This is a genomic window from Stenotrophomonas sp. STEN038, assembly GCF_056759895.1.
Genome location: NZ_JBRRDW010000087.1, coordinates 1 through 9,141, shown reverse-complemented (window position 1 = coordinate 9,141; position 9,141 = coordinate 1). Strand labels below are relative to the sequence as shown.

At 64.2% G+C, this 9,141-nt stretch carries 9 protein-coding genes; 2 read left to right on the top strand and 7 right to left on the bottom strand.

All coding sequences use genetic code 11. The features are described from left to right. Positions 1-167: 167 nt before the first annotated feature. From ACVOLS_RS20730 to ACVOLS_RS20710, 5 genes are all read right to left on the bottom strand, one after another. Positions 168-845 (bottom strand): HAD family hydrolase, encoded by a 678-nt coding sequence (locus ACVOLS_RS20730; protein ID WP_481547195.1) that lies wholly within the window; start codon positions 843-845, stop codon positions 168-170. Then, positions 845-1,552 carry a pseudouridine synthase gene (locus ACVOLS_RS20725; RefSeq protein ID WP_481547194.1) on the bottom strand — a complete coding sequence of 236 codons (708 nt, stop codon included), beginning with the start codon at positions 1,550-1,552 and terminating at the stop codon, positions 845-847. The genes ACVOLS_RS20730 and ACVOLS_RS20725 overlap by 1 nt, the downstream gene beginning before the upstream one ends. Beyond that, on the bottom strand, positions 1,549-2,607 hold the full coding sequence (locus ACVOLS_RS20720) for a class I SAM-dependent methyltransferase (RefSeq protein ID WP_481547193.1): 1,059 nt from the start codon (positions 2,605-2,607) through the stop codon (positions 1,549-1,551). Before ACVOLS_RS20720 ends, ACVOLS_RS20725 begins: the two co-directional genes overlap by 4 nt. A 93-nt stretch (positions 2,608-2,700) precedes the next feature. Beyond that, positions 2,701-2,994 carry a DUF3247 family protein gene (locus ACVOLS_RS20715; protein ID WP_481547192.1) on the bottom strand — a complete coding sequence of 98 codons (294 nt, stop codon included), beginning with the start codon at positions 2,992-2,994 and terminating at the stop codon, positions 2,701-2,703. A gap of 64 nt (positions 2,995-3,058) precedes the next feature. Next, positions 3,059-5,077 carry an ATP-binding response regulator gene (locus tag ACVOLS_RS20710; protein WP_481547191.1) on the bottom strand — a complete coding sequence of 673 codons (2,019 nt, stop codon included), beginning with the start codon at positions 5,075-5,077 and terminating at the stop codon, positions 3,059-3,061. 184 nt (positions 5,078-5,261) lie between these two features. Between ACVOLS_RS20710 and ACVOLS_RS20705 the strand changes: the two genes are divergently transcribed. Beyond that, a complete protein-coding gene (locus ACVOLS_RS20705; protein ID WP_481547190.1) occupies positions 5,262-5,831 on the top strand; it encodes a DUF3016 domain-containing protein in 570 nt (189 codons plus the stop codon). Positions 5,832-5,971: 140 nt separating this feature from the next. Here the strand turns inward: ACVOLS_RS20705 and alr are convergent, their stop codons facing one another. Both alr and ACVOLS_RS20695 read right to left on the bottom strand, forming a co-directional pair. Further along, positions 5,972-7,048: an alanine racemase gene (alr, locus tag ACVOLS_RS20700; protein WP_481547189.1), complete on the bottom strand. Its 1,077-nt coding sequence runs from the start codon at positions 7,046-7,048 to the stop codon at positions 5,972-5,974. Continuing rightward, positions 7,048-8,313, bottom strand: coding sequence for a D-amino acid dehydrogenase (locus ACVOLS_RS20695; protein ID WP_481547196.1), 1,266 nt, complete (start codon positions 8,311-8,313; stop codon positions 7,048-7,050). Before ACVOLS_RS20695 ends, alr begins: the two co-directional genes overlap by 1 nt. A gap of 150 nt (positions 8,314-8,463) precedes the next feature. On the opposite strand from ACVOLS_RS20695, the gene ACVOLS_RS20690 reads away from it, so the two are divergent. After that, complete coding sequence (locus ACVOLS_RS20690; RefSeq protein WP_481509823.1) at positions 8,464-8,943, top strand: winged helix-turn-helix transcriptional regulator; 480 nt, start codon at positions 8,464-8,466, stop codon at positions 8,941-8,943. Positions 8,944-9,141 lie beyond the last annotated feature (198 nt).

The window sequence follows — 9,141 nt, the reverse complement described above, 5'->3', positions numbered from 1 at the left end:
GGCATGAGGCCTTGCCGGTAACGCCCCTGCCGAGCACGGCTCGGCACTACCTTGGACATTGCCGGTAACGCCCCTGCCGAGCATGGCTCGGCACTACAGGTGAAGCGTCTGGCTGCTGGATTCCTGGTGAAGCCCCTGCCGAGCATGGCTCGGCACTACGGTGAGGCCTAGACCGCGTTTACCGGCAGCCATTGCTGCAACAGCTCGCGCACGTCATGCAGCGAAGCGGTGATGTGGTGACCGTAGCCGCGCACTTCTTCGTCCGGTTCCAGCAGGTCAGGAATCTGGATGGTGGTCATGCCAGCGGCCAAGGCGGCGCGTACGCCGGTTGGGGAATCTTCCAAGGCCAGGCAATGTGCGGGCGCAATACCCAACCCATGTGCAGCATGCAGATAGATATCCGGCGCTGGCTTGGAATGGGCGACATCGCTGCTGGTGGCAACGAACTGGAAATACTGCAGCAAACCCGCCGCCTCCAGCTTGCGCTGGGCCAGCGGTGAGCGTGTAGCCGTTGCCACCGCGCGCGGAATCTCGTGCTCGCGCAGCACCTCCAGCAACTCGATGATGCCCGGCCGCAACGGTACGCCGGCATCAACGATGTCGGCATAACGCGCATAGGAGTCGGCCAACAACGCGTCGGTACGCTGCATGCCCAGCACGTCGGCCAGCTTCTGCCGGGTGGTGGCATCGGAAGAGCCGATCAGGGACAGCAGCAGCGTCCGCGGCAATGCATAGCCGTGATCCTGCGCGGTGCGCTCCAGGCAGCCCATCAGCGCGCGTTCGCTGTCCAGCATCAGGCCATCCATGTCGAACACCAGCGCCTGCGGGCGGAACAGCAATTCCATCAGGCCGGCTCTCCGAACAGTACGGCCAGCTCAGCGGCATCGAGCTGACGCCATTGGCCTTCAGGCAGATCACCCAGACCCAGTCCACCAATGCGCGAACGGTGCAGCGCCTGCACGTGGTTGCCCACCGCCGCGAACATGCGCCGCACCTGGTGATAACGTCCTTCGTGCAAGGTCAGACGTGCAGCGCGCGGGCCCAGCACTTCCAGCTCGGCCGGCAACAAGGGCTTGTCGTCCGATTCCAGCAACAGCGTGCCGCTGGCGAACTGCGCGGTCTCGTTGCCGCTCAGATCTTCCGCCAGCTGCGCTTCGTAGACCTTGTCCAGCTTCGACTTCGGAGAGACGATGCGGTGCAGCAGCTGACCGTCATCGGTCATCAGCAACATGCCCGAGGTGTCGCGATCGAGACGGCCCACGCTGGACAGCACCGGGTCGCGGTCGCGGAAACGCTCCGGCAGCAGCTCATAGATCAAGCGGCCGTGGTCCTTGGTGGAACAGGTATAGCCGGCCGGCTTGTGCAGCATCAGGATCAACCCCGGCGGCGGGTCCAGCACCTCGTCATCGATGCGGATGTTGTCGTGCTCGACCTTGTCGTCGGCATACAGCACCTCGCCCTGCGCATCGGTGATGCGGCCCTCGCGGAACATCTGCTGCACCTGCTTGCGGCTGCCGTAACCGAGGTTGGCGATGTGCTTGACCAGCTTCATGCGCGGCCCCGGGTGCCGACAATGACCTTGAAACCATCGCGCTCAGCGGCAACACGCACCTGGCCGAAGCTCTCGGTCAGGATCTGCTCGTAGGGCAGATGGCGGTTGGCGACCATGAACAACTGCCCGCCCGGACGCAGCGACTGCGCGGCCACGGCGATGAAGCGACGGCCGATGTCGGGCCGGTCTTCGCGCGCCGGGGTGTGGAACGGCGGGTTGGAGACGATGAAGTCATAGCGGCCATCAATACCGGCGGTGACGTCCTGCCAGCGGAAATCCAGCTTCACCTGCTCGCTGACGTTGGCCAGGTTGTGACGGGCCAGCGCCAGCGCGCGCGCCTCGGCTTCGTACAGGTCCAGCGCGGTGACCTTGGGGCAGCGCGCCAATACTTCGGTGGCCAGATAGCCCCAACCAGCGCCCAGATCGGCGCCACGGCCGGCCAGATCCGCCGGCAGCTGCTCGACCAGCAGGGCCGAGGCCGGATCAATGCGGTCCCAGGCGAACACGCCGGGCCGGCTCAGGAAGCGACCATCAACGATCTTGCGCGGGGCATCCAGTGCCGCCCAGCGCTTGTGCAAGGCCTCATCGTGCTTGCCTTCGGCCGGCACCGACCAGTACGCGCGGCAGTGGTTCTTGGTCAGCGTGCCGCCCAGCCCGGCCAACTGCTGCAGGTCGCTTTCGCCGGAGCGGGCGCCTTCGTTGTTGGACTGGCAGGCGAGGATTATGCCGCCCGGGGCCAGCTTGCTCAGGGCCTGCGCGAACAGTGCGCGGGCTTCGTCACGCTGCCGCGGCGGCAGTACCAGCACCAGTGCGTAGCGTTCGTCGGACTGCTCCAGCGCCTGCTCATCACGCACTTCCCAGCCACTGCGCTGCAGGGCGTCGGCAAACGGGCGGAAGCTCTGCGAACAGACCAGCTGCGAGGCATCGGCGTGTTCACGCAGTGACCAACCGTCCTGCGCACGCAGGAACAGCACCGGCCCCTGCGGCCAGCGCAGACCAGCCTTGGAGAACGGGAGGAACAGGGTTTCCAACGGAGCGTCGTGCGGAGCAGGCATGCCGGTAATTCGTCTAGCAGGGCCGGCCATTCTACCGGGCCAGCCGCTGTCACCGGCTCCGCGCAGCTGAATGGGTTCTAGCGAGGGACCGCGTCAGGGCTCGGCGGCCGGCAGATGCAACACCTGCAACACGCTGTCCAGCCACACCACATGCTGCTGACAGGCCCGCAGCAGATCTTCCAGGCGCACCGTCGCGTTCACCCCGGGCTCTTCGTTGTGGTCGGCGAAGTGCTGCAACGTCGGCTGCGCGGTGACCGTGCCAGCCACGCGGCTGCCATCCTTGAGGACCAGCATGACCCGGGCCTGCTCCGGCAACTCGCCGAGCAAGGCCTCCAGCGATGCGATCAGCATCGGGTCGGAGTAAACATGGGGCGCGTACAGGGGCATGGCAGCGTCCATGGGTGAACGTCGTCACAGTAGCGTTTTTCCGCGTGAAATCCGTGCAAAGATTTCAGCGCGGCAAACGCGCGTCGCGGATCGCCGAAATCAGCTGTGCCACGCTGTATGGCTTGGCCAGGTGCCCCTGGAAACCAGAGGAAAACGCACGCCGCCGGTCATCGGCACGGGCCAGTGCGGTCACCGCGACTGCCGGGAGTTCTCCGCCGCTGACGCCCAAGGTCTCGCGCAGGGTGTGGATCAGGCCGTAGCCATCCATGCCCGGCATGCCGATATCGCTGATCAGGATGTCGAACGCGGTATGCCCGCGCAGATCGAGCAGTTCCAGTGCCTCGGCAGCGGTGCCAGCGGTAACCACCGTTGCCCCCTGCTCCTCCAACAGGCGACGGATGTAGCCCAGCATGTCGACCTGGTCCTCCACCGCAAGCACGCGCATGCCCTGCAGGGCGTTGGGCACCAGCACCTGCTCACCGATGCGGCCGCGCTGCACGCGCCGGCGCGGGTGGTTTGCCGCCTTCTGCGCTTGAAACTCGGGCAGGCGCAGAAGGAAGGTGGCGCCATGCCCCGGCCCCTCGCTGGCCGCTGAGACCGTACCGCCATGCAGTTCGGTCAGCTGCTGGACGATGGCCAGGCCCAGCCCCAGGCCACCGTGGCGGCGGGTGGTAGTGCTGTCAGCCTGACTGAAACGGCTGAACAGGTGTTCGAGGAATTCCGGCGCGATGCCGTCACCATCGTCCTTGATCTGCACCACCAGATGACCGGCTTCGTGCCGAAGGCTGATCTCGATCCGCCCCTCGACCGGCGTGAACTTGATCGCGTTGGACAATAGATTGCCGAGGATCTGCTGCAAGCGGGTGGCATCGCCGAGCACCGGTTGCGGCAGCTCCGGCAGCTCCAGCGCAACCGTCTGCGCCTTGCCGTCGGCCACCAGTTCTTGTGCCCGCACCGCTTCGCGCAGCTGCTCGGACAGATCCAGCACTTCCACTTCCAGCTGCACCTTGCCCAGCAACATGCTGCTCAGGTCGAGCATGTCCGACATCAGGTTCTTCTGCGTCATCGCGCTGCTGGCGATCACTTCCATGCCGCGCCGCATCGGGTGATCGGCCTCCATGCGTTGCAGCAGCAGCTCGCTCCAGCCCAGGACCGTGGTCAGTGGTGTGCGCAGCTCGTGCGAGAGGGTGGCGAGGAACTCATCCTTCATCCGCGCCATGCCTTCGGCGGCGTTGCGCGCCACACGCTCGGCGGTGAGCAAGTCCTCGCGCGCCATTTCAATCTCACGCCGCTCGGTGATATCCGGGCTGTTGCCAGCCAGGCCGATGAAGCGGCCATCGGCCGAAAAACGCGGCACGGCGTTCATTTCCAACCACCGCCATTGGCCATCGTGACGGCGCACGCGGGTATTGGCGTGCAGTTCGGTGCGGCCGTTCAACGCAGCCTGCAGCTCGTACTCGAACGATGCACGCTCGTCCGGATGCAGAAGACGCTGCCACGGGGCCGGCCCCAGATCCTGATCGGGTGGCAGCCCGAAGAAGGTGAAGAACGCCGTGTTGACGAAGCGCAGCTGGCCTCGGTCATCCACCACCCAGACCGGCATCGGCAGGCCATCTGCCAAGGCGCTGAAACGCGCTTCGCTTTCGGCCAGCTCGGTCTCAATCCGCTTGCGTGCAGAGATATCAAAAAGGAATACCGCCACCTGGTGCTTGTCGGGCTTGCCTATGCGTACAGCCTCCACCGAATACCAGCGAGACGGCTCCGACACCTGGCGCTCGAACTGGCTGATCCCACCCTCGCTGACCACACGCCCAAAGGCCTGGAACCAGTCCGCCTCCATCGCCGGTACCACCTCGCTGGCGCGCCGACCGGTGACATTGCTCAGCCCGGTGACCTTCTGGAAGCCGGCATTGACCTTGCGGTAGATGAAATCCACCGCGATGCCCTGCTCAAACACCAGCTCGATCACGCAGAAACCGCTGGCCACCGCATTGAATACCTCCCGATAGAGGCTGGAGCTTTCCAGATCCTCTTCATCCAGAGACAGCAATGACAGGTGTGAGTCCGGGCTGGGAGCAGGCATTGTCGGAAAGGTGAAAGGGCGCGGCAAAATGGGGGAATGTGCCCGCCAGTCTGGGCGAGAAACCATCCACACCCTGTGATGATGAACCTTCGTGCAATCCACGACTGCGAACTGGCACCGAATTCATTGCAGCGTAAAGCTGTCGGCCCCACACTTCTACCATCAAAGTCCACAGGAGCATGTCATGAAAACTCTGACCGTTACCGGACTTGTCCTGGCCTGCCTGCTGGCTACGGGCGGTGCCGATGCCAAGCCGCGCACCGTATCCGATCCCGAAGCGCCGCATGCCCTGAGCGTCGAAGGTCCAGTACAGGTGCAATGGACCGATCCAGCACAGTTCACCGAACTGCGCTACAGCCGCAACCGCTGGGACGCGCAACGGGGCAACTGGGTGGAGGATCTGGCCGAACACCTGCGCAAGCAGGCCAGCAAGCAACTGCCGGAAGGGCAGAAGCTGGACGTGACCATCACCGACATCAAGCGCGCTGGTGACTACGAGCCGTGGCATGGCCCGCGCCTGGATGACATCCGCGTCATGCGCGATATCTACCCGCCACGTATCACGCTGCAGTTCACCTTGACCGATGCCAATGGCCAGGTCATCGACCAGGGCGAGCGCAAGCTGTCCGACACGGGTTATCTGCTCAACAGCAGCCTGCCCAACAACACCGATCCGCTGCGTTACGAAAAGCGCCTGCTCAATGATTGGGTACGCCGCGAGCTGCAGAGCGATCGCAGTACTGCCGGGCTGTAATTCGCAATTGATGGATGGAAACAGAAAGGGCCGCAATGCGGCCCTTTTTTTATCTGTAGTGCCGAGCCATGCTCGGCAGAGGCTCTATCGGTAACGCCCCTGCCGAGCATGGTTCGGCACTACCTGATCCCGCAGACGCGTTACGCCGACAAATACACCCGCGGCGTACGCTTGAGGCTGCACGGCAAGCGATAGGCGCTGGTATTGCAGCGTGGCGCCAACTCGGAAATGGTCGGTGCATTGCCCCACAACTGCACGATGCTGCCGCGTGCGGCCTGTGGGTGATCGGTCAGGTCAACGGTCAGCATGTCCATCGATACGCGACCGATCAGTCGTCCCGGCACGCCATCGATCAACACCGGTGTGCCATTGGGTGCGAACTGCGGATAGCCATCGGCGTAGCCCATCGCAACCACGCCCACACGCGTTGGCTTTTCAGCAACAAAACGCGCGCCGTAACCCAGCGGTTCGCCGACGGCGAGTTCGCGCACCGCGATCACCCGCGACTGCAGGGTCATCACCGGTCGCAGCTGCGCAGCATGCGGGCTGGGCTGCGGATACAAGGGATCTGCGCCGTACAACATCAAGCCCGGACGGACCCAGTCACTGCGCACATCCGGCCAGCCCAACAAGGCAGGCGAATTGCACAGGCTGGTTTCACCTGCCAAGCCTTCGGTCGCACGGACGAAAACATCGAGCTGTTCGCGCGTGCGGTTGCTGTCCAGTTCATCGGCACGTGCCAGGTGGGTCATCAACACCAGCGGGCCGACCTGCGGCAGTGCGCTCAGGCGTGCGTGCGCATCGCGGAACTCTTCCGGCGAAAGACCCAGCCGATGCATGCCACTGTCCAGCTTCAACCAGATGCGCAGCGAGGCATCGGTCTTGAATGCCTCCACCGCTTCCAGCTGCCATGACGTGGCCACTACCACCCAGAAATCATGTTCGACGATCAACGGCAGTTCGGCCGCGTCGAAGAAGCCTTCCATCAGCAGGATCGGGCCACGGATACCCGCCTGACGCAGCTCCAGCGCTTCTTCGATGCAGGCCACGCCGAAGCCATCGGCCTCGTCCTGCAGCGCGCGTGCGCAGTTCACCGCACCGTGGCCGTAAGCGTCAGCCTTGATGATCGCCAGCGCCTTGCCACCGCCGAGCTGGCGAGCCAGCCGGTAGTTGTGGCGCAGCGCGTCCAGGTCGATCAGTGCCTGTGCCGGGCGCATCAGTGCTGGCCCTTGCCGTAACGGAAGATATCCAGACCTTCGGTGCTGATCTGCGGCTTCTTGCCGCTCATCAGATCGGCCAGGTAGCGGCCGGAGCCGGCCGCCATGGTCCAGCCCAGGGTGCCGTGGCCGGTATTGAGGAAAAGGTTGCGATACGGCGTTGCACCGATCACCGGGGTGCCATCCGGAGTAGCCGGGCGCAGGCCGGTCCAGAAGCTGGCCTGCGACAGATCGCCACCGTCCGGGTACAGGTCCTTGACCACCTTCTCCAGCGTGGCGCGACGACGCGGTTCCAGCGACAGATCGAAGCCGGCCACTTCGGCCATGCCGCCAACGCGGATACGGTCCTCGAAGCGGGTGATGGCGATCTTGTAGCTCTCGTCGAGGATGGTCGAGTTCGGTGCCATCGCCGCATTGGTGATTGGCAGGGTCAGCGAGTAGCCCTTCAGCGGATACACCGGCAGCTGCATGCCCAGCGGAGCCAGCAGCTGCGGCGAGTAGCTGCCCAGCGCGAGCACGTAGTGGTCGGCCGTTTCCAGCGTGCCGTTGATGCGTACGCCGGTGATGCGGTCGCCATCGGTCTGGATCGAGGCGATGTCCTGGTCGAAGCGGAATTCGACGCCTGCGGCTTCGGCCAGTGCCGCCAGCTTGGTGGTGAACAGCTGGCAGTCGCCGGTCTGGTCCTCGGGCAGGCGCAGCGCGCCAACCAGCATCTCGGTTTTGCCGGCCAGCGCCGGCTCAACCCGGGCGATGCCTTGGCGGTCCAATACTTCGTAGGGCACGCCGTATTCGCGCAGCACCTCGATGTCCTGCGCGGCGGCGTCCAGCTGCTGCTGGGTGCGGAACAACTGGGTGGTGCCCAGCTGGCGGCCTTCGTAGTCGATACCGGTGGCCGCGCGCAGCTCATTGATGCAATCGCGGCTGTAGTCTGACACCCGCACCATGCGCGCCTTGTTGACCGCATAACGGGCCGAGGTGCAGTTGCGCAGCATCTGCCACAGCCAGCGGTACTGGGCGATGTCGGCGGTGGGACGGATCGCCAGCGGTGCGTGTTCCTCGAACAGCCACTTGATCGCCTTGAACGGCACGCCCGGGGCGGCCCACGGCGAGGTATAGCCGAACGACAGCTGTCCCGCATTGGCAAAACTGGTCTCCAGCGCCGGGGCCGGCTGCCGATCCACCACGGTGACCTCAAAGCCGGCCTGCCGTAGATACCAGGCACTGGTCGTGCCGATCACACCGCTGCCAAGCACCAGAACGCGCATTTTCATTCTCCGGACCACATCATTCCCTGCGCACGGGACGGCAGGGGCTAGGAACCGCGCAGTATATTCAGGGTCAACCAGTGTTTTTAGCTGTATTGATATGCCTGATCAGGGTAATTTCCTGTTTCGTTCATCATAAGCAGAGCCGCCATGGCCACCCGCAGCCGCGAACTGGACAAGATCGACCGCAAGATCCTGCGCATCCTGCAGCAGGAGGGGCGTATCTCCTTCACCGAACTGGGCGAGCGCGTCGGCCTGTCGACCACGCCCTGCACCGAGCGCGTGCGCCGACTGGAACGCGAAGGCGTGATCACCGGCTACTACGCGCGGCTGGACCCCGCCTCGGTGAAGGCCAGTTTGCTGGTGTTCGTGGAGATCAGCCTGGCCTACAAATCCGGCGACATCTTCGAGGAATTCCGGCGCGCAGCGCTGAAGCTGCCCAACGTGCTGGAATGCCATTTGATGTCAGGTGATTTCGACTATCTGCTGAAAGCGCGCATCAATGAAATGGCCTCCTACCGAAAGCTGCTGGGCAGCACCTTGTTGACCCTGCCGCACGTACGCGAATCCAAGAGCTACATCGTGATGGAAGAAGTAAAAGAGACCCTGTGCCTGCCCATAGCCGAGTAGTGCCGAGCCATGCTCGGCAGGGGCTCTACCAGCAACCCCATCCTGTGGTGCCGAGCCATGCTCGGCAGAGGCTCTACCAGCACACCCACCTGTAGTGCCGAGCCATGCTCGGCAGAGGCTTCATCGATAGAGCATCGTTGTAGTGCCGAGCCATGCTCGGCAGGAGCGTCGCAAGCTAAAGGCGACCCCTCCCCAGCC

Excerpts from the sequence above, each read along its gene's own strand:
- ACVOLS_RS20730 (WP_481547195.1), bottom strand. The coding sequence starts at position 845 with ATGGAATTGCTGTTCCGCCCGCAGGCGCTGGTGTTCGACATGGATGGC.
- alr (WP_481547189.1), bottom strand. The coding sequence starts at position 7,048 with ATGCGCCCGGCACAGGCACTGATCGACCTGGACGCGCTGCGCCACAAC.
- ACVOLS_RS20710 (WP_481547191.1), bottom strand. The coding sequence starts at position 5,077 with ATGCCTGCTCCCAGCCCGGACTCACACCTGTCATTGCTGTCTCTGGAT.
- ACVOLS_RS20720 (WP_481547193.1), bottom strand. The coding sequence starts at position 2,607 with ATGCCTGCTCCGCACGACGCTCCGTTGGAAACCCTGTTCCTCCCGTTC.
- ACVOLS_RS20690 (WP_481509823.1), top strand. The coding sequence starts at position 8,464 with ATGGCCACCCGCAGCCGCGAACTGGACAAGATCGACCGCAAGATCCTG.
- ACVOLS_RS20715 (WP_481547192.1), bottom strand. The coding sequence starts at position 2,994 with ATGCCCCTGTACGCGCCCCATGTTTACTCCGACCCGATGCTGATCGCA.
- ACVOLS_RS20725 (WP_481547194.1), bottom strand. The coding sequence starts at position 1,552 with ATGAAGCTGGTCAAGCACATCGCCAACCTCGGTTACGGCAGCCGCAAG.
- ACVOLS_RS20705 (WP_481547190.1), top strand. The coding sequence starts at position 5,262 with ATGAAAACTCTGACCGTTACCGGACTTGTCCTGGCCTGCCTGCTGGCT.
- ACVOLS_RS20695 (WP_481547196.1), bottom strand. The coding sequence starts at position 8,313 with ATGCGCGTTCTGGTGCTTGGCAGCGGTGTGATCGGCACGACCAGTGCC.